The sequence below is a fragment of the Streptomyces sp. NPDC002499 genome (genome assembly GCF_053595415.1).
The window spans coordinates 139,881-163,240 of record NZ_JBSFXO010000016.1 but is presented as its reverse complement, the minus strand read 5'-3'; the positions used below and the strand labels follow the sequence as shown (position 1 = coordinate 163,240).

Below are 23,360 nucleotides of genomic sequence, written 5' to 3'. Positions count from 1 at the left end.
CGGGAGCCGGAAGCGGCACCCGGAATCAGCACCCTCGTACCGCGACCGCCCCCGCACGGCTCCCCTCACACCTCCGCGAACACCACCGTCGCGTCGTCGTGCGTCTTGCTCCGTCGCAGGAACACCCGCTCGGTGTCCGCGACTTCGAGTGCACGCACCCGGGCGACCAGTGCCGCCGCCCCCTCCTTGCGGACGAACCTGAAGCAGTCCTCCCAGTCGCCCTCGTGGAACTTCTCCACCCAGCGGGTGGCCCCGTCGGTCAGCGCGACCAGGGTGCGGACCTCCGTGCGGGGCATGGTGCCGGTCACCGCGCGCCCGGCCACCGAGGGATCCGCGGCCGCCGTGAAGAAGCCGCCCTCCTTGTTGCGGACCGCGGAGTCCACCAGGGCGTCCGTGGCCAGGGCCGAGCGGGGGAGGCGGGCGATGCGGTCGTCGAGGAGAGGGGAGACCGAGCCCGTCGGGGACTCGACCAGGAGGGCCGAGTCCGACAGGACCAGGTACTCGACCGACTCGGCCGACCAGCGGGCGACGACCACTGTGGCCTGTGGGGTGCGTGGGTGAGAAAGGTCACAGGTGTCCGCGTGGGCCGCCGCCGTACGGGCGATCGCGCGGGACAGGGCCTCGGCGAGCGGAACATCCGGGCGGGAAACGGTCAGTTCGGTCAGTGCGCCGCCGAGGCGGGCCGTGAACCAGGGGACGGAATGCAGACACCCCGTGCCGTCCTTCGGCGGTGTCACCCCGTCCAGGACGACGAGCGAGCCGCCCTGGCCGGAGGCGGGCAGCGTGACGCTCGCGAAGTCCTCGTTGGGGCGGGCCGGATCGCCGGCTTCCGATACAAGTTCCGTACGCATCCGGCCAGTCTGCACGACGTCTTCACAGGCTTCACCAAAGGCTGGCACGGGTCGCCGAGTTGACACACCCGTGCAGGTCAGAAGCCAGTTTTGGGGTGGAATCCGATGATCGCGGAAGGCGTGGCGGCACATAGTGCCACCGCCCGCCGCAGACGTCCAACCGGCCCGCCGGAAGCGGCCGTCCGGGATGCCGGAGGAACTTGCCCGCCAACTCCCCTCCGATGTTCACTCCTTCGGGTGGCGGGTCCGGTGATGCGCGACCACTGCCCACCGGCACTGGGAGGGTCGGGGACCGGTGGGGGCACCCCCTGCGCCCGCTCGGCCGGGAGCATGGGGGAGGGTGTACGCACAGTCGGCAGGAAGTGACGCGACGTCACCCCGCCCTTGGGTATCACGAGTCAGGAATGCGAGCACCGGTGCAGAAGACGCGGCCTCGTCGCACAGGCAAGCAGACGGCCTCCACAGGGAGCACGGAACACGCCCCCGAGACCGTCACCGGCAAGGGCCGCCCCACCCACGTACGCAACCGGCTGATCGTCGCCGTGGCGGTCGTGGCCGCGGCCGTCGCCGGGGCCGGGGCGCCCACCGTTCTCACCGCGTCCGGTCGACTGAGCGACTCCCAGGACCTGGTGACGTTCGCCGAGCAGACCCAGGACGCCCTCGCGCTGGCCCACTCGCTGGCCGACGAGCGCGACGAGGTGACCTCGTACATCGCCGCCGGGCGGCCCAAGTCCAAGGCCCCCTCCGAGGACAGCGGCGCCCGCGTCGACCGCCAGGTCGAGGACCTGCGCGCCGACACCGACCTGCCGGCCGCCCTGCGCGGCGACCTCGATGGCATCGCGACCCTGCGCCGCGCCGCGCTCACCGGGCAGAGCAGCGCCCTGGAGGCGCACAACGCCTACTCCGCCGCGATCACCGAACTGCACCGGCTCGCCGAGGAGTTGGCCGAGCGGATGCCGGCCCGCGCGGGCTCCGGCGGGTACGCGCTCGCCGAGTTGGACTCCGCCGTCCAGCAGGCCGCCGCCGCCCGCGGACTGCTGCTCGCCGCGCTGAACGTGCCGCGCAGCACGCAGAGCGCCGTCGACCCCGTCACCGGTCTGCCGACCACGACCACCACGTCCTCGGCCGCCGACACCAAGACGCGCGACGCCCTGACCGCCGCCGCCCAACAGGCCCGGCTGCGCTCCGACTCGGCGCTCGCCGACTTCCGCGACACCGCGCCCAAGGCCGCCCGCGAGTCCTACGACTCCACGGTCACCGGTGCCGAGGTCAACTCCGCCGAGAAGTACCTCACCGCCCTCACCGACCAGCCCACGCTCACCGACGGCGAACTCTCCACCAGCGTGAAGAAGGCCGACGCCGCGCTCTCCGCCCGCGTCGACCTGATGCGCGGCGCCGAGTCCGCCCTCTACGAGCGCCGCAGCAAGCAACTCGCCGGGCTGCGCGACGACGACGTCACCGCGCTGGAGATCCGGATCGCCGCCCTCGGCGCGCTGGTCCTGCTCACCATCGGCATCGCCACCGCGATGGCCCGCACCCTCACCCGCCCGCTCTCCGTGCTCCGCCGCGGCTCGGCCCGCCTCGCCCAGGCGGAGAACCCGGCGGCCGAGGAGCCCATCACCTTCACCGGCCGCAACGACGAGTTCGCCCAGGTCGTCCGCTCCGTCAACGCCCTGCACGCGCACGCGGTCGCCCACCACGAGCGCGTCACCACCCTGGAGTCCGACCGCAAGCACCTGGTCGGCCAACGCCAGCGGATGGCCGACGCCCGCGAGGACCTGCGTACCGAAGTCGCCGACTCCGCGGCCCAATTGGAGCGGCTGCGGGCCAGCATCGGCTCCACCTTCGTCAACCTCGCGCTGCGCACGCTCGGCCTGGTGGAACGTCAACTCACCGTGATCGAGGGCCTGGAGGAGCGCGAGCAGGACCCCGACCGCCTCTCCACCCTCTTCAAGCTCGACCACTTCGCCACGGTCATGCGCCGCCACAGCGAGAACCTCCTGGTCCTCGCCGGCACCGAACACGTCCAGCAGAGCGCGGGCCCGGTCCCGCTCGTGGACGTCGTACGCGCCGCGGTCAGCGAGATCGAGCGCTACGAGCGTGTCCGCATCGCCGCCCTCCCGCCGCACGCCCACGTGGCCGGCTTCGCCGCGGACGACCTCTCCCACCTGCTGGCCGAACTCATGGAGAACGCCACCTCGTTCTCCCCGCCCGACCGTCCCGTCGAGGTCTCCGGCTGGCTCCTGGAGAGCGGCGAGGTCATGCTCTCCGTCCAGGACGAGGGCATCGGCATGGCCCCCGACCGCATGACCCGCCTCAACACCCGCCTGGCCGAGTTCGATCCGGCCTCCCCGTACGAGCAGGAGGGCGAGGACGGCCTGGGCCTCGGCCTCTACGTCGTGGCCCGCCTCGCCCACCGTCACGGCGCCCGGGTCCAGCTCCGCGAGCAGAAGCAGGGCGGGGTGGCGGCGGTGGTGGTGATCCCGAGCCCCCTCCTGGCGCAGAACCCCACGGCCGCGGTCCCTTCCTCCGCGGCCAAGCCCCCGGTCCCCGGCGGCACCCACACCTTCTCCCTCCCGGGCGCCGACGCCGAGGCCAACTCCAACGTCCTCCACACCCGCCCCAAGCCGGGCGACCCGCTGGTCGAACTGGCCGAGAAGGCGATGGAACACGCGGAGACGAGCACGGAGACGCCTGCGCAGGCGAGTACGGAGCCCCCGGAGCGTCCGTCGGAAATGACGATGGAGCTGCTGGTCCCCACGCCGGCACCGACGTCGCCCTCCGCCACGACGCACCCGTCGGCCGCCGACGGCGATTCCGCCCCACAGGGGCCACCCGCACCCGACGACGAAAGCCGCACGGGTGGTGCGGGTGAGAACACTCCCGCCGAAGGCGAAGCCGAGGCGGCACACACCCGCACACCTGACGGCCCGGACGAGGACCCCGTCACAGCCAAGGGCCTCCCCAAGCGCACCCCCAAAATCACCGCCCCCACCCAGACCCCACGCCAGCGAAGCACCGGCGTCGACCCGGAAGCCCTCCGCAGGAGACTCGGCGGGTTCCGCCAAGGCGCCCAGGCCGGTCACCGGGACGTACAGGCGGAGATCGCCGAACAGACAGGCCAGACCAAGCAACCGGCCGCAGGATCACCCACATCCGACGTCGCCACGGGGGGCACAGTCGAGGAGGCAAGCAGTTGACCGCGCCCAGTACCTTCGGACTGAGCAGTGAAGCCCGAAACCTGCACTGGCTACTGACCAACCTGGTCGAAGAGGTCCCCGGCATCCAGTCGGTCGCGGTCGTCTCCTCCGACGGCCTGCTGCTCCTCTCCTCCGACCCGGAACGGAACACGGAGGCCAGGGAAGCCCTGGAGACCAAGCGCACCGGACCGCGCGGCTCCGCCGCCGACCTCGCCACCATCGTCTCCGGCATCGGCAGCCTCACCGTCGGCGCCGCGAAACTGATGGACTCGGGCCCGGTGAAGCACACGATGGTCGCGATGGACGACGGCAGCCTCTTCGTGATGTCGATCAGCGACGGCTCGCTGCTCGGCGTCCACGGCTCCGCGGACTGCGACATGAGTGTCGTGGCGTACCACATGGCGCTCTTCGTGGGCCGGGCCGGCCACGCGCTGACGCCCGAACTCCGCAGCGAGCTGCGGAAGTCCATCGAGTCCGAGGAATCCGAGGCGTCCGAGTCGACGGGGAGCACCCGATGAGCCCTGACCCGAAGAAGCTCCCGGTACGCGGCGGTGAGCGCAAACCCGCCCGCGTCCGTCCCTACTCGCTCACCGGCGGCCGCACCCGCTTCGGTCACGTACTCCTCGTGGAGACGTTCGTCGCGGCGCTCGAAGCGCCCGAGGAGCGCAAGGAGTTGACGAATGGCTCCCTCAACACCCGGGTCATGCCGGAGATGCGGGCCATCGTCGAACTGTGCCGCCGTATGCGCACGGTGGCCGAGATCGCCGCGCTGCTGAAGATGCCGCTCGGTGTGGTCCGCGTGCTGCTCAGCGATCTCGCGGACCAGGGAAAGATCCGTGTGTACGGCACCGGTACCGGTCACGGTACGGGCCGTCCCGACCGCGCTCTGCTGGAAAGGGTGCTGAGTGGACTCCGTCGTCTCTGACGCCGCCGCCTCCTTCGGCGTCACCCCGCTCCCCGATGACGAGGAGCAACTGCGGTCCTGGCAGACGGACCGCACCCGTGCCCCCGTGGCCACGAAGATCGTGGTGGCGGGCGGCTTCGGCGTCGGCAAGACGACGCTGGTCACCGCCGTTTCGGAGATCACGCCCCTGCAGACCGAGGCGTTGATGACCGAGGCGAGCGAGGAGACCGACGATCTCTCCGGCACGCCGGGCAAGTCGACCACCACCGTGGCCATGGACTTCGGCCGCCTCACGCTCGACGACGACCTGGTGCTCTACCTGTTCGGCACGCCGGGCCAGCAGCGGTTCTGGTTCATGTGGGACGACCTGGTGCGCGGCGCGATCGGCGCGGTCGTCCTCGCGGACACCCGACGTCTCAAGGACTGCTTCCCCGCCCTCGACTACTTCGAGAGCTGCGGGCTGCCGTACGTCGTCGCGGTCAACCACTTCGACGGCAGCGAGCGGTTCGAACCGGACGACGTACGGGAGGCGTTGACGATCCCCGCGCACATACCTGTAATGATCATGGATGCGCGTCGGCGGATCTCGGCGATCGAGACCCTTCTGTCCCTCGTCGGCCACGCACTGGACGTCACCCCCGAGTGACCGCCCTTTAGGAGACACCACCCGCATGCGGAAGATACTCGTCGTCGGAGCCGGCCAGGCCGGTCTCCAACTCGCCCTCGGACTCCAGTCGAACGGGTACGAGGTCACCCTGATGTCGAACCGGACGGCGGACGAGATCCGCTCCGGCCGGGTCATGTCGACGCAGTGCATGTTCCATACGGCACTGCAGCACGAGCGCGATCTCCAGCTGAACTTCTGGGAGTCCCAGGCCCCGAAGATCGAAGGACTCGGCGTCTCGGTCGCGGCCCCCGGCTCGCACGACCCCGGTCCGACCCAGCGGGCCATCGACTGGGTGGGCAGGCTCGACGGGTACGCGCAGTCGGTCGACCAGCGGGTGAAGATGGCCGGCTGGATGGAGACGTTCGCGCAGCGCGGCGGCCAACTGGTCATCCACGGCGCGGCGGTCTCCGACCTCGACTACTTCGCCCGTACGTACGACCTGGTGCTGGTCTCGGCGGGCAAGGGCGAGCTGGTCTCCATGTTCGGCCGGGACGCGTCCCGTTCGCCGTACAGCGAGCCGCAGCGGGCCCTGGCCGTCTCCTACGTCCACGGTCTCGGCCCGCGTCCCGAGCACCCGGACTACGACGCGGTCCGCTGCAACCTGGTCCCGGGCGTCGGCGAGTTGTTCGTCATGCCGACCCTCACCACCTCCGGCCGCGCGGACATCCTGTTCTGGGAGGGCATACCCGGCGGCCCGCTCGACGTCTTCAACGGCGTCAAGGACCCGGCCGAGCACCTCTCCCTGACCCTGGAACTCATGGAGAAGTTCACGCCGTGGGAGTACGCGCGGGCCACGAAGGTCGAACTGACCGACGCCGGCGGCACGTTGGCGGGCCGGTACGCGCCGACGGTCCGCAATCCGATCGGCCGGCTGCCCGGCGGGGGCCTGGTCCTCGGTGTCGCCGACGTCGTCGTCGCGAACGACCCGATCACCGGTCAGGGCTCCAACTCCGCGTCCAAGTGCGCGGCTTCGTATCTCGCGTCGATCCTCGACCAGGGTGAGAAGGAGTTCGACGAGACCTGGATGCGGGCGACGTTCGAGCGGTACTGGGAGACGGCGCAGCACGTCACCAAGTGGACGAACGCGATGCTTGCTCCGCCGCCGGAGCACATCCTCAACCTGATTGGTGCGGCAGGGCAGTTGCAACCCGTCGCCGACCGGTTCGCCAACGCGTTCAACGACCCGGCGGACTTTGAGAACTTCTTCTATGAGCCGGAGAAGACGGGGGCTTACCTGGCCTCGGTGGCGGGAGCCTAATCGCCGTACGGGGTGCGGAGGGACGGCGGCTGCGGGTCTGTTGTGGCTGGTCGCGCCCACGCGGCGGCAGCCGCAGCATCGACACTGCCCCGCGCCCCTTGAGGTTGGTCATCTGGACGTACTGCTCCCAGGATCGGGAAAGACGCCACCGGCGAGACCTTGATCTTCTCGCCCGTTCTGGGGGCTTGGATCATCATGCCCTCGCCCAGGTACATCGCCACGTGGGTCGCCTCGGGGAAGTAGATGACCAGGTCGCCCGGGCGGAGGTCCTTCAGCGGGATCCTCGGCAGCTGCGCCCACTGCTCCTGGCTCGTCCGGGGGATCGGGGCGCCCGCGTGGCCCCACGCCTGGGACGTCAGGCCCGAGCAGTCGTACGTCTCGGGGCCCTCCGCGCCCCACTCGTACGGCTTGCCCAACTGCTGCACGGCGTACCGCACCGCCCGGTCGCCCTCGCGTGACGGCTCGTGTTCGTCGCTCAGCGCGCCGGACGCGACGAGCTGCTGCTGCGCCTTGTCCACGCCCTTCTCCTCCAACTCGGCGATGTCGGCGAGCTGTTCGGGGGAGAGGGAGACGAGGAGTTCCTGGACGTCCTTGAGGAGCTTCTGTACGTCGTCCCGGTCCTTCTTCTGGCGGGCGGCGAGGGAGAGGCGGTCGTCGAGGGCCTTGCGGGCCTTCCGGGCCAGTCCGTCGGCCTTCTTCTCGGTGCCGGTGAGGCGGCCGAGGGTCTCGGCGCGTTCCCGGGAGACCTGCTCGATCACATGGCCCTGGTCGAGGGCCTGTTGGGGGTTGCGGGCCAGCAACAGGCGGACGTACGGGGAGATGTCGGTGCTGTTCTGGTACTGCTGTCGGGCAAGGCGGCCGGCCGCGCCCCGGCTGTCGTGCAGCGAGAGGCGGGTGCGGGCGAGTTCGCGGTCGAGGCGGTCGACCTCGGTGTGCTGCTTGCGCAGCTTCTCCTCGGTGGCGTTGTACGTCTCGGTGGCCTGTTCGGCCTCCCGGTACAGCTTCTGAAGGTCCGTCAGCAGCCGGGAGACGGGCCGCACGCCGGGATCCGGCTCGGGCACGGCCACCGCGGGCAGCGGCGCCAGGACGGTGCCGGCCGCCACCGCCGCCGTACACACCAGACGCAGAAGCCTTCCTGACACGTCATCACCTCCGGTGCGGGCAGCCCCTCTGCCCCGCACCGTGAGCTTCAGACGTGGACGCGGGCCGCGCGCGCCGGGTGTGGGCGGCTTGGCCCAACCTCGTCACCCGTCGGTGTCGTCCGGCTTGCCGCCCGGCGTGGCGTCGGGCTTCGACCACGGCCACTTGAGCCTGTCCGTGGGCTTGCCCTCGGGGTCGTACTCGTACTTCCAGCCCTTCTGGAGGCCGAGCCGCTTGCTGAAGCCGCGCGGCACGCGGCGGTAGACGTGGACCGTGGGCGGGCCGCCGGCCGCGTCCGGGACCGGGATGCGGTAGGTCTTGGGCGGATGCCCGGTGGCGCCCACCAGGACCGGCAGCACCCGGCCGTCCATCGGGCCGCCCTCGAAGGGGGTGTCTTCGCTCTTCACGGCACCAGTGTCAGACATCCCCGGCCAGCGCCTCGACCAGGGCCGCGGTCTGCGGGTCCCGGTTCGCGGTCACCGACAGGACGGCCGCGAACTGTTCCACCAGCCAGTCCCGCAACTCGTCCACCGGCGGCTGCTTGCCCTCGTCGAGCCAGATCAGGGAGGCCGCCTCGACCGCGGTGATCCACATCCGTACGGTCATCCGCAGCGGCAGGCCGGGGTCCGTGACGCCGAGGTGGCTGAGGATGTGCTCGGCGGCGGCCCGGCGGACGCCGTCCACGATGGCGGTCGTCCGGGACGTCGAGACCACGCTGCCGCCCTGGAGCAGCGCGCTGAAACCGGCGTCGTGCTGGTCGACGAAGGCGAGGTACCGGTCCAGGGCACGGGAGAGGCGGGGCAGCAGGGCGCCGTCGCGGGGTTCGTTGAAGCACTGCCGGAGTTCGTCGGCGGCGGACCTGAGGGCGGCCTCGTAGAGCTGCTGCTTGCCGCCCGGGAAGTACCGGTAGACCAAGGGGCGGGAGACTCCGGCCGCTTCCGCCACGTCGTCCAGGGAGACCTCTTCCGGGGTGCGGTGCGCGAAGAGGCCGAGGGCCGCGTCGAGGAGTTGGCTTCGGCGCTCCTCGACACTGAGCCGACGGTAGGCAGGAGTAGGAGCGGCGGGGGTCATGCCATGCAGCGTAGTCGTGCGGCTGCGGGTTCGTTGTGGCTGGTCGCGCAGTTCCCCGCGCCCCCAGGTTGGCATCCTCACCTACGCCAAGAGGCCCGACGCCTTCCACAGCCGGCGCCCCGCACCCCTCAGCACCCCGATGTCGTCCAGGAAGTCCGTCAGACGCTTCGCGCCCGTCTGCATGACCTCCCGGCGGTGGCCGCTGGCCTTCACCTGGGCCATGGCCTCGCGCTTGTCCAGGCCGACGTTCGCGTAGACCTCGGGGTTCACGAAGGCCACCGAGAAGATGCGGGCGAACTCGCCGGAGGTGACCCGGGTGTACTCCTGGGACCACTTCGGCGCCGTCACCATCTGGCGCCGCAGCTCCTCACGGGCGTACCGGACGTGCCGTGCCTCCTCCACCACGTGGATGCGGGTGACGCCCCGGACCAGGGTCTGCACCCGCTCGTCCGGGAAGGTCAGCCGCTGCATCCAGTCGAGGACCTCCTCGCCGAGCAGCGTGGCGGTGAAGGAACTCGGCGTGGTGGAGATGGTCTTGAACAGCCGCCCCATGTTCTGGTGCACCCGGCTCACCGGGTACCAGGGCGTGTCGCCCCGCGAGATCAGCCGCGCGAACATCTTGGAGTGCCGGCACTCGTCCTCGATCTCCGTCAGCGCGTACCGCACGTGCGCACTCGTGGCCGCCTTGTCGTACACGTGCCGCACCAGCAGCTGCATCAGGATCAGCTCGAACCAGATGCCGAGCGAGGCGAGCGCGGCGGCCTCGTGCTGGGAGAGCAGGATGCGCTGCTCCTCGCCCATCCGCTTCCACAGGGGCGTGTCGTACAGCGACACCAGCTCCGGCGGCCAGAACCACTTGCCCTCCTCGAAGGGCGCGTCCCAGTCGAGCTCCTTGTCCGGGTCGAAGGAGTGCTTGGCGGAGGAGTCGAGCAACCGCTCTGCCACCTGCTCCCGGTCCTTGAGCAGCCCGAGCGCGTCACGCAGGCCGTCCAGGTCGGCGGCTTCCGTCTGGGTCGTCATGGTTCTCCCACCTTGTTACCCGGGGTCACATCCTCCTCGACTTATGAGACTGCTTGTCAGCAAGCACGTCAATCCCCTGGGCGTGACTTGTCGCGGGAAACGGTGAGCGGAAGGTGAAGGCGTACGGCGTGGGACCGTCGGCGCGCAGGCGCAGCAGCCGCTCCTCCGCCTCCGCGACCGTCGGCCGGTGCCCGGCCGGCACCCACCACAGGACCACCATCGCCTCCCGCACCCGCTCGAACCACTCCCGGCGGCGGGCCAGCATCTCCCGGTGGCGGCCCGCGTACATGTACGCGGTCAGGGAGCCGAGGTCCTGCCACACCGACATGTTGATGATCAGCCACTCGTCCCCGAGCACGGGTACGTCGGTCGCGTTGCCCGAGTCGCTCTCCAGGCGCCAGACGAAACCGTCGGCGCCGTCCGCGTCGGCGTTCACCGGGTCGAGGCTGTCGACGAAGTCCTTCAACTGCGGTGAGTCCAAAGGGGCCTTGAGGCGGCCGATGTTGACCTGGGCGAGCTGGTACGCGGCTTCAGCCGTCGATGACGTCATGTACCGAACGGTAGGTCGGGGCGAACCGCGCCCGAAACCCCGTATCTCACGGACTGAGAACCGCCTCCATCACCGCCCGGGCGATCGGCGCCGCCACCCCGCCGCCCGTGATGTCCCCCCGGATCGCCGACGCGTCCTCGACCACCACCGCCACCGCGACCTTCGGCTCGATGTCGCGTTCACCCTGTGCCCAGGACACGAACCAGGCATACGGGGTACCGGAGTTGCCGACGCCGTGCTGGGCGGTGCCGGTCTTGCCGCCGACGATCGCGCCGGGGATGGCGGCGTTCGTGCCCGTGCCCTCCGTGACGACGTCCTCCATCAGCTCCTTCATCCGGACCGCGGTCGCCGGGTGCATGGCCTGGCGGACCGGACGCGAGCCCGCCGACCCGACCGTGTCGCCGTCGTCCGTCGTCGTCCGCTCCACCAGGTACGGCGTCCGCACCTGCCCGCCGTTGGCCACCGCTCCCGCGACCATCGCCATCTGCAGGGGCGTGGCCCGCGTGTTGTACTGCCCGATCGACGACAGCGCGAGCTGCGCCTTGTCGACGGAGGTGTCGAAGGTGCTCGGCGCGACCGAGAACGGGACGCGCAGGCCCGTGTCGTTGAAGCCGAAGCCCGTCGCCGTCGCCGCCATGTCCGAAACCCCCACGTCCACGCCGAGTTTGGCGAACACCGTGTTGCACGACCACTCGAAGGCGGTCCGCAGCGAGGCGTCCTCGCATCCGTCGGACTCGTTGGTGAGGGAGGTGGTGGTGCCGGGGAGGGTGAACGGCGCGGGGGAGTCGGTCGGCGCGTCCACGTCCGTGATCACCCCGGCGTCCAGCGCGGCCGCCGCGGTGACCACCTTGAAGGTCGAACCCGGCGGATACGTCTGCCGGATCGCCCGGTTGAGCATCGGCTTGTCCGGATCGCCGTTCAGCCGCGCCCAGGACCGCTCCGTGGCCGCGGAGTTGCCCGACAGCACACCCGGGTCGTACGAGGGTGTCGACACCAGCGCCAGGATCCTCCCGGTCGACGGCTCCACCGCCGCCACCGCCCCCTTGCGCCCGCCGAGCCCCGCGTACGCCGCCCGCTGCGCGGCCCGGTCGAGGGTCGTGACGACGTTGCCGCCGGGGCTCTGCGCCCGCGTGAGCTGGTTCCACAGCGGGAACGGCGTGAGCATCGGGTCGGTCCCGGCCAGCACCGCGTCCTCGGAGTGCTCCAGGAACGCGGTCCCGTACACCTGCGAGGCGAAGCCGGTGACGGGCGCGTACAACGGCCCGTCGGTGTACGTCCGTTCGTAGCGGAGCTGCTCGCCGGTGTCCCGTGAGCCGGTGATCTTGCCGCCGTCCACCAGGATGTTGCCGCGCCGCTGCTCCCAACGGGCGATACCCGCACGCCGGTTGGCGGGGTTGTCGTCGTAGGACCGGGCCTGGAAGACCTGGATGCGGGTGGCGTTGACCAGGAGCGCCACGAGCAGCAGGGCGCAGAAGACGGCCGCGTGCCGGATGTACCGCGTCATGGGCCCACCTCGATGTACCGCGTCACGGGCCGGCCTCCCTGTCGTACTGACCGCGTGCCGAATCGCTGATGCGGATCAGCAGCGCCACGATCGCCCAGTTGGTGACCACCGAGGAGCCGCCCTGGGCGAGGAAGGGCATCGCCATGCCGGTCAGCGGGATCAGTCCGGTCACCCCGCCCGCGATGACGAAGACCTGGAGCGCGACGATCGACGCCAGGCCGACGGCGAGCAGCCGGCCGAAGGGGTCGCGCAGGGCGAGGCCGGCCCGGAAGCCGCGCTCCACCAGCAGGCCGTAGAGGATGAAGAGCGCGGACAGTCCGGCCAGGCCCAGTTCCTCGCCGGCCGTGGCCAGGATGAAGTCCGACTTGGCGGCGAAGCCGATCAGGATGGAGTGGCCGAGGCCCAGGCCCGTGCCGAGGACCCCGCCGGCCGCGAACGCGAAGAGGGACTGCGCGAGTTGGTTGGGCCCCTGCCCGGCGTCGATCGACGCGAACGGATGCAGCCAGTCCTGCACCCTGCTGTGCACGTGCGGCTCCAGCCAGCCGACGGCCACCGCCCCGAGCGAGGCCAGCACCAGGCCGACCGCGATCCAGCCGGTGCGGCCGGTGGCGACGTACAGGAGGACGACGAACAGGCCGAAGAACAGCAGCGAGGTACCCAGGTCACGTTCCAGGACCAGGACGCCGACGCTCAGCAGCCAGACGGCGACGATCGGGCCGAGCACGCGCCCGGTGGGCAGTTGGAGCCAGCCCACGCGGCGGCCGGCGTAGGCGAGCGCGTTGCGGTTGGCCGCCAGGTACGCGGCGAAGAAGATCGCGAGCAGCACCTTCGCGAACTCGCCCGGCTGGATGGAGAATCCGGCGATCCGCAGCCAGATCCGGGCGCCGTTGACCGCCGGGAAGAAGATCGGCAGGAGCAGCAGGCCGAGCGCGCCGACCACGCACACGTACGCGTACCGCTGGAGCACCCGGTGGTCGCGCAGGGCCAGCACGACGACGGTGAACAGGGTCACGCCCAGCGTGGACCAGACGAGTTGGGTGGGGGCCGCGCGATCGCCCGGTGTCTCCAGGTCCAGCCGGTAGATCAGGACCAGGCCGACCCCGTTGAGCAGCACGCCGATCGGCAGCAGCAGCGGATCGGCGTACGGGGCGCGCACCCGTACCGCGACATGCGCCAGCAGCGCGAGCGCGCCGAGCCCGGCGCCGTAACCGGCGGCGCCGGGCGGGACGGTGCCGTGCTGGGCGAGGCCGACAGCGCAGTAGCCGTACACCGAGAGCAGTACGGCCAGGACGATGAGGGCGAGTTCGATGCCACGGCGTCGGGGCAGGCGTACCGCGGGAGCGGGAGCATCCGCCTCCACCACGGTGATTCCGGCCTTGGTCATGTCCGGAACCTACCCAAATAGTGCGTCTTGTGACCTCAGGGCGTCAGCACCAGCGTGGCGAGGGCCCGAGCGTCTTGATGTACCGGGCGGAGCCCCAGGCCCACGTGCCGTCCGTGAGCAGGTACCAGTTCCGGTTGCCCTGGATGTTCTGGCCCCGGGTCTTGCAGAAGATCCTGACGTGGTCGCCCCGGTAGGCCACCCGGATCACCTGGCCGCCGCGGTTCGGCGCGCTGCGCAGCAGCAGCTCACTCGCCGTCACGACACCCCGGTACAGCCGGGGGTTGTTCTGGTGGTCGTTCCAGTCCCCGCGGTCGTCGAAGCCCTCGTCCTGCCTGCTGACCCCCGGGTCGTCACCGCCGTCCCAGTCGTCGTCGGCCAGCGCGGGAGTGGTGGCGACGGACGCGAGAAGCGCACCGGAGGCCGCGGCTATGGAGAGGCGGGTGAGGGTGTGACGCAGGGACATGGAGACCTCCGTGAGGGGGAGTGGGAGCCGCAAAGCGGACTAATCGCCACATTAGGAGGAGGGTGGCGGGATCGCCCGCCAAGCTGGGCCAATAGATGCCGCGAGCCGGGGCGCCCCGTCAGGGGCGCGGATAACTGCGCGACCGGCCCCCACCGGCCCGCGGCAAACGAACGACCGTCTCCTCAGTCCCCGCAACCGAGAGTCAGAGTCGCCACGGCTCCACCATCCACCGCATTGGAAAACTCAAGCCGCGCCCCCAACACCTCCGCCTGCCCCGCCGCGATGGTCAACCCCAGCCCGTGCCCCCGAGCACCCCCTTCCGTACGGAACCGCTGCGGCCCGTGCGCCAGCAGATACTCCGGGAACCCGTCCCCGTGATCCCGCACGACCACCACACCCTCGCGCACCGTCAGGGACACCGGCGCACGCCCGTGCCGCTGCGCGTTGGCGACGAGATTCCCCAGCACCCGTTCCAGCCGCCGCCGATCCGTCTCCACGCGCGCGTCCCGCTCGACGATCACCTCGGTGTCCGTCCCGGACGCCCGCACCACCCGCTCGGCCAACGCCCCCAACTCCTCGGTGTCCACCTCCAACCGCTCCCGCCCGGTGTCCAGCCGCGAGATCTCCAGCAGATCCTCGGTCAGCGTCCGCAGCGCGGCCACCCGGTCGAGCACCAGCTCGGTCGGCCGCCCCGGCGGCAGCAGTTCGGCCGCCGCGTGCAACCCGGTCAACGGCGTCCGCAACTCGTGCGCCACATCCGCGGTGAACCGCTGCTCGCTCAGCAACTTCCCCTGCAACGAGCCCGCCATGGAGTCCAGCGCGGCGGCCACCGCGGCGACCTCGTCCTGCGGTCGCGTCGGATCCTTCGTCCGTGAGTCGTCGACCCGCGCGTCCAGATCACCGGTACTGATCCGCCGCGCCACCTGCGCCGTCGCGTGCAGCCGCCGCGTCACCCGGGTCACCGCGAACGCGCCGACCAGCAGCGTCGCCCCGATCGCCAGCGCCGACGACCACAGGATCGCCCGGTCCAGCCCGACGATGGTGCGTCTGCCCTGCGCGTAGTCGACCCGTACGGCCAGCGCCCGCCCGCCGTCGACCGGCCCGGCCGCCCACATCGTGGGGCGTCCGCGGTGGTCGGCGACCATCGTGCCGCGCTCACCGCCCGCCGCCAGCGTCCGCAGCCGCGCGGGCATACCCGGCGGATCGACCCCGGCACCCGGCATCAGCGTGTCCCCTGCCTCGAACGACTCCGTGGCGTCGCCCAGCCGGGACAGCGCGAGATCACGGGCCTGGCCGACGATCTGGTCGCTCACCGAGACATGCACGAGGACGCCGAGCAGGGCGGCGAGCGCGCAGCACATCACGGTGATGAACACGGCGGCCTTGACCGCGAGGGTGCCGGCCCAGTGCGGAAGCGCGAGCCTCATCCGGCGCCCACCGAAGCCGACGGGGAGACCGTGGGGGAGGCCGAGGGGGACGGGGTCACCGAGGGCGGCACACGCCGGTCCCGCTTTCCGCCCTTCCCACCCCCCGTGCGGAGCATCTCGTCGTGGGTCAGCAGCATCACGCGCTGGTCCGGGTCCCAGGTCCACTGGAAGCGGTACTCGTAGTCGGCGATGTCGGACGGCGAGTGGATGATCACGGACCGCCCGGCCAGTTCGACCCCGCTCACCGCGTCGTCGTTGGACATGACCTGGACCAGCCGGTCCGACTCGAAGGTGTAGACGCGCACGGCCGTCTGGTTGCCGGGCAGCAGCCGGAACCCCAGCGTCAGGTCGTCGCGTCCGTCACCGGTCAGATCGCGGTAGTACGGCTTGAGGACGGGACAGTTCCCGTGCCCGGCCCCCTCGGCGCAGTCGGCCAGCCGACGGGTCGTCCCGGCGTACGGCGCCTTCGCGCTCGTGTAGTCGTCCGGATGACGCCGGATCTCCTCGCGCACGACGGCGACCGGGTCCACCTTGTGGATGTCGTCGCCGGGTGCGGTGATGCCCCGGACCAGCTCGGACTCGCCGTCGTCGTAGTTCCAGGCGGGGCTGGTGGCCGGGGAGAGGTGGGGCCACAGCTTGGCCGGACTGGTCGCCGTCGGCGTCGCGCCGGCCCCGCGCAGCCCGCCCGTGTCACCGCAGGCCGCCGTGACCGCCGCGGTCGCCGTCAGCAGGGTGACGGCGAGGGCGGTGCGCGCGGGACGGGTGCGCGCGGGGCTGGTGCGGGGCACGGTGCTCCTGGGTGCGAGGGTGATCGATGACCCAGTACACCCTATTCATCCGGAGAATTCGCCCGGAAAGTCGGCCCGGGAACACCGTGTGACACCTGGAGAACGCCTTGGCGCGGACGCCTCTCCACCGCCCGCTACTCCGTCAGCTCCTCCAGCAGCCGTGCCGTCGAAAGGCCCGTCCGCAGATAGTCCACGAACAGCTCGTTGTGCAGTGCCCAGGGCGAACGCCGGCCCCTGATCAGCCGTATCGCCTCGTCGGCGGAGCCGCCGCGCCGGACGAGCGTCTGCGCGACGACGAGGCCCGAGCGGTTGTAGCCGCTGTAACAGCGGACGAGGACCTTTCGGCCCTCGTCCATCGCGTCGCTCGCGGCCCGTGCGAGGCGGATGACGCCCGCGAGCTGCGTCCCGTCCAGCGGCCCGTCCGGTATCGGCCACACATGGTGCTCGACGCCGGGATCGGGCCCGTGCCCCGGCAGCCTGAGCAGAGTCTGGACGAGGTCGAACTCGTCCCGCACCACAGCGAATTCGAGTTGTCCGGAGAGCCCCTTGAACTCGTGCCCGCCCATCCACAATCCGGGCACGATCTCGCTCCACGGGGTGTCCGGAGCCGGTACGTCGGGTTGCTTCCTGCGGGTACGCAACAACGCCTCCCCAACTCCACGCCCAACTGGTCTCAAAGGTAACCGGGTTCTTGCCCGGGGAGCACCCCGCCTGTTCCCATGGTCAAGGGGTGATGGTGCATGACCGGACTACGCGTCGTACCCGCCTGGCGGCATGGCCAGGAGCGGCTCTACGTCTGTCTCACGGACGGCAGGAACATCGCCTGGTACGACCGGGAGGCGGCCAGGGTCAATCTGCTCAGCGAGGACGAGAGAGAAGACGTCCTGGAAGCCCTGGGTCCCTTCCTCACCGGCCCGGTGACGGTGGGCCCGCCACCCGTCCCGACCCCGGCCGAACTGGCCCGGCTCTCCCTCCATCCGGACGACGACCTGGCGCCCAACCGCCCCGGTGAGGCGCTGCTGGTCGACCTGGACCGGGAACCGGCGCCGTCCCATCGGCTCCGCGCGGACCCGCGCCGCCGGGCCCTGACCGCGGAACAGACGGTCGGCGAGGCACTGGACCGGCTGGACGGCGCGGGCTGGCACGCCCTGCACTCGGTCCCGCTGCCGGGCGGCGACCGTGTCCACCACCTGGTGATCGGGCCGGGCGGCCTGTTCGCCGTGCACACGCTGTACGCGCGCAAGCAGCGGGTGACGGTCGCCGATCCGATGGTGGCGCTGGGCCGCCGCGAGCCCCAGCCGCTGCTGCGCCGCGTCCGGGCCGACGCCGACCGCGCCTCGTACGCCCTGACGGCCGAGGTCCATCCGGTACTGGCCCTCGCCGGCCCCGCCGACGTCTCGGTCACCGCACCGCTCCGCGAGGTCCGCGTCCTCCAGGACACCGAACTCTCGGACCTCGCCCGCCTCGGCGGAGTCCTCAAACCGGCGGACGTGGAGGCCCTGCACGCGATGGCCCGGGACCGGGGGACGTGGGTACGGGTCTGAGGGGGCGGGGGGTGCGGGGTGCCTCCGGCGGTTGAACGGGGGTGGGGTGAGGTGTCTTGGACGGTCGGAGATGGGGCGTTGCGAGGTGTCCTGGATAGGCGGAGAGGGAGCGTTGCGAGGTGTCCTGGACAGGCGGACAGGCGGACAGGGGGCGTCGGGAGGTTCTTTCGGCGGCTGAGCGTGGGGCGGTGCGCCGAGCCGGTGGTGCCCGCGTGCCCGCGGAAGCAGGGCTTCCGTCCCGCCGGCCTCGGCAGTGGCGGCGGCCGGGCGGAGACGCCGGCCGCTCTTCCGTCGCCGTCCCTCACCTTCCCCCGCTGAGCTCACGGCAGTGAACCCGCCCCGCCCGGCTCCATGAGCGGGGCCAGCAGGTCGCCGTACTCCTCAAGGCGTGGGGCGATGTCCGCGGCCCGGAAGGTCAGCCGATCCGGGTCCTGGCATTCCTCGACCTCGGCCCACGTCACCGGAGTGGAGACGGTGGGCTCGGGGCGGGCGCGCAGGGTGTAGGGGGTGGCGGTCGTCTTGCGGGCCGCGTTCTGGCTCCAGTCGACGAACACCTTTCCCGGCCGCAGGCTCCGCGTCATCCGGTGCACGACGAGCCGGGGCAGGGCGCGCTCGGCCTCGACGGCGAGCTGTCTGGCGTACTCGCTGACCCGCTCGGACGGTGTCGGCCGCAGCGCCGCCAGCAGGTGCAGCCCCTTCGCCCCGGAGGTCTTGGCGTGGGCGTCGACACCGTCCGCCGCGAGCCGCTCGCGCAGCCACAGCGCGACCTCGCAGCAGTCGACGATCGTGGCGGGCGCCCCCGGATCGAGATCGAGGACGATCCGGTCGGCCTCCCCGGGCGCGCCGATCACCCACTGGGGCGTGTGGAACTCCGTGACCAGATTGGCCGCCCACATCAGACTCGCCAGATCCTGTACGAGCACCATCCGCGCCGGCCCCTCCGACCGCGGCACCTCGGCGGTGGTGACCCAGTCGGGCGTACCCGGCGGAACGTTCTTGGTGAAGAACACCTGCCCGTCCGGCCCGTCGGGATAGCGGAGGAACGAGACGGGCCGGTCCCGCAGATGAGGCAGGAGCGCGGCGGCGGTGGTGGCGTAGTAGTGCAGCACCTCGCCCTTGGTGAAGCCGGTCGCCGGATACAGCACCTTCTCCAGGTTGCTGAGCGCGAGCCGTCTCCCCTCCACCTCTGTGATGGGCGTCATACGATGAGAATCTCACGCGATTGGTCAGAGACCTGAGCAAACCGACCGAAAGGGTGCTGCACGTGAGATCCATATGGAACGGCGCCATCTCGTTCGGCCTGGTCAGCATCCCGATCAAGCTGGTGAACGCCACCGAGAGCCACTCGATCTCCTTCCGCCAGATCCACACCGAGGACGGCGGCCGCATCCGGTACCGCAAGTACTGCGACCTCGAGGACCGCGAGGTGACCTCCGCCGAGATCGGCAAGGGGTACGAGGACGCGGACGGCACGATCATCCCGATCACCGACGACGACCTCTCCCACCTCCCGCTCCCCACGGCCAGGACGATCGAGATCGTGGCCTTCGTCCCGGCCGACCGGATCGACCCGCTCCAGATGGACGCGGCGTACTACCTCGCGGCGGGCGGCGCCCCTGCGGCGAAGCCCTACACCCTCCTGCGCGAGGCCCTGAAGCGCAGCAACAAGGTCGCGATCGCCAAATACGCCCTGCGCGGCCGGGAACGCCTCGGCATGTTGCGGGTCGTCGACGAGGCGATCGCCATGCACGGCCTGCTCTGGCCGGACGAGGTCCGCGCCCCTTCCGGCGTCGCCCCGGACGTCGACGTCACCGTCAACGCCAAGGAACTCGACCTGGCCGACGCCCTCATGGACATCCTCGGCGAGGTCGAACTCTCCGACCTGCACGACGAGTACCGCGAGGCGCTGGAGGAGGTCATCGCGGCCAAGGCGGCGGGCGAGTCGATCCCCGACGCCCCGGCGCCCGCGTCCGGCGGCAAGGTCCTGGACCTGATGGCCGCCCTGGAGAAGAGCGTCCGGGCGGCACAGGAGTCCCGGGGCGAGGGATCGCCGGCACGGGAAGGGGACGTATCGGAAGAGGCCCCGGCGAAAGAGGCTCAGGTCCGGCGGCTTCCGCAGCGCAAGTCCGCGCGGACGGCACCGAAGCAGACGGCCGGCAAGAAGTCGACGTCCACGGCGACGAAGAAGACGGCCGCGAAGAAGACGACGGCGTCCGCCGGGAAGTCGACGGCGAAGTCGGCGCAGGGGACGAAGAAGACGGCGGCGAAGAAGACCACGGCCGTGAAGAGGACGACGGCGGCCAAGACCACGGCCAAGAGCACGGCCAAGAGCACGGCCAAGAGCACCGCGAAGAAGGCGACGCCCCGCAGGCGTTCGGCCTGACGCACCCCCTCGGACCGGGCCTGATCCGGGCCGGCTGTCGCTCGACGTCACGCTTTCGTCATGGCGGTGATCAGCCGGACGCAACCGTTTCCTATAGGAAGCCGGGCTAGGGTTGGCCGCTCCAGCGGCGAGGTGTGGGAGGGCCCGATGGCATCGATGACTCCGATGGGGCTGTTCGGCCGGGAGCAGTCGCTGAACGCCATCGACGGCCTCTTCGACCGGCTGCGCGGGGAGGCCTCGATCGACGCCTGGGGCCCCGAGGGCGGGGCGATCGAGCGCACGCTGCTGCTCGTCGGCGAGCCCGGCATCGGCAAGACCTCGCTCCTGGAGGCCGGGGCCAGGAAGGCCAAGGACCTTGGCGGACAGGCCCGTTGGGTGGTCGGCCGGCCCGAGGAGGCCGGGCTCGCCTTCAGCGGACTCGACGCCCTTCTGCACCCCTGGCGCAGGACCCTGGACGGCATCGACGCCGAGGACCGGTCGATCCTTCGGACCGCCCTGCGCGGGGGAGAAGCGGCCACCGGCGGAACGCTCGCGCTGGCCGGGGCGCTGCTGCGCCTGCTGTCCACGTGGGCCGACACCGGACCGGTCCTCGTGATCATCGACGACCTCCAGTGGCTCGACCAGTCCTCCCACGACCTCCTGAGCCTGTGCGCCCGCCGCCTCGAGGGCGAGCCCGTGGGCTTCCTCCTCGCCTCCCGTCCTACGGGACTGCCGGCCGGGTGGATGCGCCAGAGCACCCTGCACCGGCTGGAGGACCTCGACGAGATCCAGGCCGCCCGCCTCCTCGACTCCCTCGCGACACCGCCGGAGGGCCGCACCCGCCGACAGGTGCTGCGGCAGGCCGGCGGCAACCCGCTCGCCCTGGTCGAACTGACCCGCGCGGCGGCCACGCGCCCGCTCGGCGAGGAGTGGGTCGGCCTCGAACTCCCCCTCACCGAACGCCTGGAGCAGCTCTTCGCCGCCGACCTGGAGGCCCTCCCGCGCCCGACCCGCCGCCTCCTGACCCTGGCGGCCGTCGCCGACCTGCCGGACATGGCGGCGCTGGCGGAGATCCTGGGCGATGTCTTGCTGCCGGATCCGGACGAGGTGGGGACGGAGGGGAGGGAAGCGGAGGGCAACCCCGGCAACTCTCGGGAGGAGGGCGGGGGTTCGCTGGGCGTGCCGGCCAACTCCCAGGAAGCGGGTATGGGTTTGCAGGGTCCGCCGGTCAACTCGGAGGAAGCGGGCAGGGGTTCGCAAGGTTCGCCGGACAACTCGCAGGACCAGCAAGGCAACGCGCAGGACCCCCACGCCCCGACCCGTCGAGCCCAGGTCGCCCGTGCCGCCGACGAAGCCTGGGCCGTGGCCGAGAAGGCCGGGCTGCTCACCCTCCGGGAGGGCGTCGTCCGGTTCCGGCATCCCCTCGTCCGGTCGGCCGTGCTGGCCGCCGCGCCGTTCGACGAGCGGTCCCAGGCGCACCGGCTGATCGCGTCCGTGCCCGACCTCGACGAGGACCGCCGGGCCTGGCACCGGGCCGCCGCGATGGTCACGGCGGACGAGGGCGTCGCCGCCGCTCTGGAGGCCACCGCGGAACGCGCCCGCCGCAGAGGCGGTTACGCGGCGGCCGCGATGACCCTGGAACGGGCCGCCCAGCTCAGCCCGCGCACGGAGGACCGGGTCCGCCGGCTCAACGCGGCCGCGGAGTTCGCCGCGTGGGCCGGCCATCCGCGCTGGGTGGCCGAACTCACCTCCACCGTCGCCGCCATCGCGGACACCGACGAGGCCCGCGTCCTGGCCGACACGATGGGCGGGTGGGCCTTCGTGCTGACCAGCCGGCACGGCGAGGCGATGGACCGCCTGATGGCGGCCGCCGACGCCTCGTGGCCGGAGCGGCCCGACCGGGTCATGGACGCGCTCGGCACCGCGGCCACGGTCGGCTACCAGAGCGGCGACCCACGCTTCCGCGCGGCCATCCTGGACCGCTACCGGCGGCTTCCGCCCCGGGAGCCGACCTTCGACTCGGCCTGGATCCTGGCCGGTTGCGACGTTCTCGACGCGCGCGAGGAGGCCCTCGCCCACCTGCGCCACGCGGCCGCCCAGGAGGACAAGTCGCTCATGGCCTGGGCCGCCCTCGGCGCCGCCGCATGGGCGCTGGACGAGACCGAGTCGGCCGTACAACTGCTCGGCACCATGCTGGAGATCTACCGCCAGACCTCCACCGCCGGAGCGAACGCCACCGTCGCCTCGGCGCACGCGCTCGCCCTCTTCGAGGTCGGCCGCTGGCCCGCCGCCCTCGCCAGTCTGAGCGAGTCCGACCGGGCGGCGTCCGCCGCCGGCGGGATGGAGATCGCCACCGTCAGCAACCACATCCTCGCCAGCACGCTCGCCGCCGTGCGCGGGGACAGCGAGCGCGCCAAGCAGACGCTCGCCGACGCCGTCCGCGACTACGACCTGCGCGGCACCCGCACCTTCGACATACGCGCCCGTCAGGCGAGCGCGCTGGCGGCGCTGGCGGAGGGCGATCACGAGGCCGCGTACTTCCACCTCAGCCGCTACTTCCACCGCGACGGCAGCCCCGTGCACTTCCACAGCTCCTACCACGGACTGGGCGACCTGGCGGCCGGCGCCGTACGCACCGGCCGGTCCGAGGAGGCCCGGGTCACGCTCGACACGGCCATGGGGCAGCTGCCCGCCAAGATCTCGCTGCGGCTGCATCTCATCCTGTGCCGGGCCCAGGGGCTGCTCACCGACGACGCCACGCGCGCCGAGGAGCTGCTGCGCGAGGCGGCGTCCACCCCCGACGGGGACCAGTGGCCCTTCGAACGCGCCCTCGCGCTCGCCGACTTGGGGGAGTGGCTGCGCCGCCGCCAGCGGCCGGCCGACGCCCGCGCGCCCCTGGGCGAGGCGCTGGAACTCTTCCAGGGACTCGGGGCGGTGCCCTGGGCCACCCGCACGGCGGCGGAGTTGCGGGCCACCGGCGTCGACACCGCCGAGGGACGGCGTCCGGACGCGACGATGGAACTCACCCCGCAGCAGCTGGCCATCGTCCAACTCGCCGCACAGGGACTGTCGAACAAGGAGATCGCGGCCCGGCTGTTCCTCTCGCCGCGCACGGTCGGTTTCCACCTCAACCGGGCGTTCCCCAAGCTCGGGGTCACCTCACGCTTCCAACTGCGGGACGTCGTCGCCTGAACGGGCAGCGGGACCGGCCCGTCGACTGCCTGAGT

Annotated in this window: 21 protein-coding genes; 8 read left to right on the top strand and 13 right to left on the bottom strand. The window is 71.6% G+C overall.

The window, feature by feature from the left end; all coding sequences use genetic code 11:
* Nucleotides 1-65: 65 nt before the first annotated feature.
* Nucleotides 66-851 (bottom strand): protein phosphatase 2C domain-containing protein, encoded by a 786-nt coding sequence (locus ACWD5F_RS39485; RefSeq protein ID WP_451261071.1) that lies wholly within the window; start codon nucleotides 849-851, stop codon nucleotides 66-68.
* Between the two features lie 416 nt (nucleotides 852-1,267).
* Here ACWD5F_RS39485 and ACWD5F_RS39480 point away from each other — a divergent pair, with 416 nt between their 5' ends.
* From ACWD5F_RS39480 to ACWD5F_RS39460, 5 genes are read left to right on the top strand one after another with little or no spacing between them, the layout of a single operon-like run.
* Nucleotides 1,268-4,051, top strand: a complete 2,784-nt coding sequence (locus ACWD5F_RS39480; protein ID WP_451261070.1) for a nitrate- and nitrite sensing domain-containing protein — start codon at nucleotides 1,268-1,270, stop codon at nucleotides 4,049-4,051.
* On the top strand, nucleotides 4,048-4,569 hold the full coding sequence (locus ACWD5F_RS39475) for a roadblock/LC7 domain-containing protein (RefSeq protein ID WP_401728907.1): 522 nt from the start codon (nucleotides 4,048-4,050) through the stop codon (nucleotides 4,567-4,569). The genes ACWD5F_RS39480 and ACWD5F_RS39475 overlap by 4 nt, the downstream gene beginning before the upstream one ends.
* Entirely contained in the window at nucleotides 4,566-4,976 is a 411-nt protein-coding gene (locus ACWD5F_RS39470) for a DUF742 domain-containing protein (RefSeq protein ID WP_401728906.1), read from the top strand. Before ACWD5F_RS39475 ends, ACWD5F_RS39470 begins: the two co-directional genes overlap by 4 nt.
* Complete coding sequence (locus ACWD5F_RS39465; RefSeq protein WP_401728904.1) at nucleotides 4,957-5,601, top strand: GTP-binding protein; 645 nt, start codon at nucleotides 4,957-4,959, stop codon at nucleotides 5,599-5,601. Before ACWD5F_RS39470 ends, ACWD5F_RS39465 begins: the two co-directional genes overlap by 20 nt.
* Before the next feature lie 25 nt (nucleotides 5,602-5,626).
* Nucleotides 5,627-6,880 (top strand): styrene monooxygenase/indole monooxygenase family protein, encoded by a 1,254-nt coding sequence (locus ACWD5F_RS39460; protein ID WP_451261069.1) that lies wholly within the window; start codon nucleotides 5,627-5,629, stop codon nucleotides 6,878-6,880.
* Here ACWD5F_RS39460 and ACWD5F_RS39455 read toward each other — a convergent pair.
* The 11 genes from ACWD5F_RS39455 to ACWD5F_RS39405 all read right to left on the bottom strand — a co-directional run bounded on the left by ACWD5F_RS39455 (nucleotide 6,877) and on the right by ACWD5F_RS39405 (nucleotide 16,868).
* Nucleotides 6,877-8,022, bottom strand: a complete 1,146-nt coding sequence (locus ACWD5F_RS39455; RefSeq protein ID WP_451261068.1) for an NlpC/P60 family protein — start codon at nucleotides 8,020-8,022, stop codon at nucleotides 6,877-6,879. The two genes, ACWD5F_RS39460 and ACWD5F_RS39455, sit on opposite strands and share 4 nt — an antisense overlap.
* Before the next feature lie 102 nt (nucleotides 8,023-8,124).
* Nucleotides 8,125-8,445, bottom strand: coding sequence for a hypothetical protein (locus tag ACWD5F_RS39450; RefSeq protein WP_451261067.1), 321 nt, complete (start codon nucleotides 8,443-8,445; stop codon nucleotides 8,125-8,127).
* The gene (locus ACWD5F_RS39445) at nucleotides 8,438-9,091 is read right to left on the bottom strand and encodes a TetR/AcrR family transcriptional regulator (RefSeq protein WP_451261066.1); all 654 of its coding nucleotides are present in this window, start codon (nucleotides 9,089-9,091) and stop codon (nucleotides 8,438-8,440) included. The genes ACWD5F_RS39450 and ACWD5F_RS39445 overlap by 8 nt, the downstream gene beginning before the upstream one ends.
* An 81-nt stretch (nucleotides 9,092-9,172) precedes the next feature.
* A complete protein-coding gene (locus tag ACWD5F_RS39440; protein ID WP_451261065.1) occupies nucleotides 9,173-10,111 on the bottom strand; it encodes an AurF N-oxygenase family protein in 939 nt (312 codons plus the stop codon).
* 25 nt (nucleotides 10,112-10,136) lie between these two features.
* Nucleotides 10,137-10,661 carry a DUF3291 domain-containing protein gene (locus tag ACWD5F_RS39435; protein ID WP_451261064.1) on the bottom strand — a complete coding sequence of 175 codons (525 nt, stop codon included), beginning with the start codon at nucleotides 10,659-10,661 and terminating at the stop codon, nucleotides 10,137-10,139.
* Nucleotides 10,662-10,707: 46 nt separating this feature from the next.
* Nucleotides 10,708-12,165 (bottom strand): peptidoglycan D,D-transpeptidase FtsI family protein, encoded by a 1,458-nt coding sequence (locus ACWD5F_RS39430; RefSeq protein WP_451261063.1) that lies wholly within the window; start codon nucleotides 12,163-12,165, stop codon nucleotides 10,708-10,710.
* Nucleotides 12,166-12,187: 22 nt separating this feature from the next.
* Nucleotides 12,188-13,549, bottom strand: a complete 1,362-nt coding sequence (locus ACWD5F_RS39425) for an FtsW/RodA/SpoVE family cell cycle protein (protein WP_451261062.1) — start codon at nucleotides 13,547-13,549, stop codon at nucleotides 12,188-12,190.
* Nucleotides 13,550-13,592: 43 nt separating this feature from the next.
* Nucleotides 13,593-14,012, bottom strand: coding sequence for an SH3 domain-containing protein (locus ACWD5F_RS39420; protein WP_451261061.1), 420 nt, complete (start codon nucleotides 14,010-14,012; stop codon nucleotides 13,593-13,595).
* 182 nt (nucleotides 14,013-14,194) lie between these two features.
* Nucleotides 14,195-15,439 (bottom strand): ATP-binding protein, encoded by a 1,245-nt coding sequence (locus ACWD5F_RS39415; protein WP_451261060.1) that lies wholly within the window; start codon nucleotides 15,437-15,439, stop codon nucleotides 14,195-14,197.
* Nucleotides 15,436-16,227 (bottom strand): hypothetical protein, encoded by a 792-nt coding sequence (locus ACWD5F_RS39410; protein ID WP_451261059.1) that lies wholly within the window; start codon nucleotides 16,225-16,227, stop codon nucleotides 15,436-15,438. The genes ACWD5F_RS39415 and ACWD5F_RS39410 overlap by 4 nt, the downstream gene beginning before the upstream one ends.
* Before the next feature lie 134 nt (nucleotides 16,228-16,361).
* Nucleotides 16,362-16,868 carry a protein-tyrosine phosphatase family protein gene (locus ACWD5F_RS39405; protein ID WP_451261058.1) on the bottom strand — a complete coding sequence of 169 codons (507 nt, stop codon included), beginning with the start codon at nucleotides 16,866-16,868 and terminating at the stop codon, nucleotides 16,362-16,364.
* A gap of 99 nt (nucleotides 16,869-16,967) precedes the next feature.
* Between ACWD5F_RS39405 and ACWD5F_RS39400 the strand changes: the two genes are divergently transcribed.
* A complete protein-coding gene (locus ACWD5F_RS39400) occupies nucleotides 16,968-17,771 on the top strand; it encodes a nuclease-related domain-containing protein (protein ID WP_451261057.1) in 804 nt (267 codons plus the stop codon).
* Between the two features lie 320 nt (nucleotides 17,772-18,091).
* On the opposite strand, the gene ligD is transcribed toward ACWD5F_RS39400, so the two are convergent.
* The gene (gene ligD, locus ACWD5F_RS39395; RefSeq protein ID WP_451261056.1) at nucleotides 18,092-18,973 is read right to left on the bottom strand and encodes a non-homologous end-joining DNA ligase; all 882 of its coding nucleotides are present in this window, start codon (nucleotides 18,971-18,973) and stop codon (nucleotides 18,092-18,094) included.
* Nucleotides 18,974-19,035: 62 nt separating this feature from the next.
* On the opposite strand from ligD, the gene ku reads away from it, so the two are divergent.
* Both ku and ACWD5F_RS39385 read left to right on the top strand, forming a co-directional pair.
* Nucleotides 19,036-20,154, top strand: coding sequence for a non-homologous end joining protein Ku (gene ku, locus ACWD5F_RS39390; RefSeq protein WP_451261055.1), 1,119 nt, complete (start codon nucleotides 19,036-19,038; stop codon nucleotides 20,152-20,154).
* A 147-nt stretch (nucleotides 20,155-20,301) separates the two neighbouring features.
* Nucleotides 20,302-23,325 carry a LuxR C-terminal-related transcriptional regulator gene (locus tag ACWD5F_RS39385; protein WP_451261054.1) on the top strand — a complete coding sequence of 1,008 codons (3,024 nt, stop codon included), beginning with the start codon at nucleotides 20,302-20,304 and terminating at the stop codon, nucleotides 23,323-23,325.
* Nucleotides 23,326-23,360: the final 35 nt, after the last annotated feature.

What these genes read in the sequence shown, in the direction of transcription:
- ligD (WP_451261056.1), bottom strand. Translation starts at nt 18,973, where the DNA reads ATGACGCCCATCACAGAGGTGGAGGGGAGACGGCTCGCGCTCAGCAAC.
- ACWD5F_RS39450 (WP_451261067.1), bottom strand. Translation starts at nt 8,445, where the DNA reads ATGTCTGACACTGGTGCCGTGAAGAGCGAAGACACCCCCTTCGAGGGC.
- ACWD5F_RS39460 (WP_451261069.1), top strand. Translation starts at nt 5,627, where the DNA reads ATGCGGAAGATACTCGTCGTCGGAGCCGGCCAGGCCGGTCTCCAACTC.
- ACWD5F_RS39425 (WP_451261062.1), bottom strand. Translation starts at nt 13,549, where the DNA reads ATGACCAAGGCCGGAATCACCGTGGTGGAGGCGGATGCTCCCGCTCCC.
- ACWD5F_RS39470 (WP_401728906.1), top strand. Translation starts at nt 4,566, where the DNA reads ATGAGCCCTGACCCGAAGAAGCTCCCGGTACGCGGCGGTGAGCGCAAA.
- ACWD5F_RS39430 (WP_451261063.1), bottom strand. Translation starts at nt 12,165, where the DNA reads ATGACGCGGTACATCCGGCACGCGGCCGTCTTCTGCGCCCTGCTGCTC.
- ACWD5F_RS39415 (WP_451261060.1), bottom strand. Translation starts at nt 15,439, where the DNA reads ATGAGGCTCGCGCTTCCGCACTGGGCCGGCACCCTCGCGGTCAAGGCC.
- ACWD5F_RS39445 (WP_451261066.1), bottom strand. Translation starts at nt 9,091, where the DNA reads ATGACCCCCGCCGCTCCTACTCCTGCCTACCGTCGGCTCAGTGTCGAG.
- ACWD5F_RS39385 (WP_451261054.1), top strand. Translation starts at nt 20,302, where the DNA reads ATGGCATCGATGACTCCGATGGGGCTGTTCGGCCGGGAGCAGTCGCTG.
- ACWD5F_RS39435 (WP_451261064.1), bottom strand. Translation starts at nt 10,661, where the DNA reads ATGACGTCATCGACGGCTGAAGCCGCGTACCAGCTCGCCCAGGTCAAC.
- ACWD5F_RS39400 (WP_451261057.1), top strand. Translation starts at nt 16,968, where the DNA reads ATGACCGGACTACGCGTCGTACCCGCCTGGCGGCATGGCCAGGAGCGG.
- ACWD5F_RS39420 (WP_451261061.1), bottom strand. Translation starts at nt 14,012, where the DNA reads ATGTCCCTGCGTCACACCCTCACCCGCCTCTCCATAGCCGCGGCCTCC.
- ACWD5F_RS39440 (WP_451261065.1), bottom strand. Translation starts at nt 10,111, where the DNA reads ATGACGACCCAGACGGAAGCCGCCGACCTGGACGGCCTGCGTGACGCG.
- ACWD5F_RS39485 (WP_451261071.1), bottom strand. Translation starts at nt 851, where the DNA reads ATGCGTACGGAACTTGTATCGGAAGCCGGCGATCCGGCCCGCCCCAAC.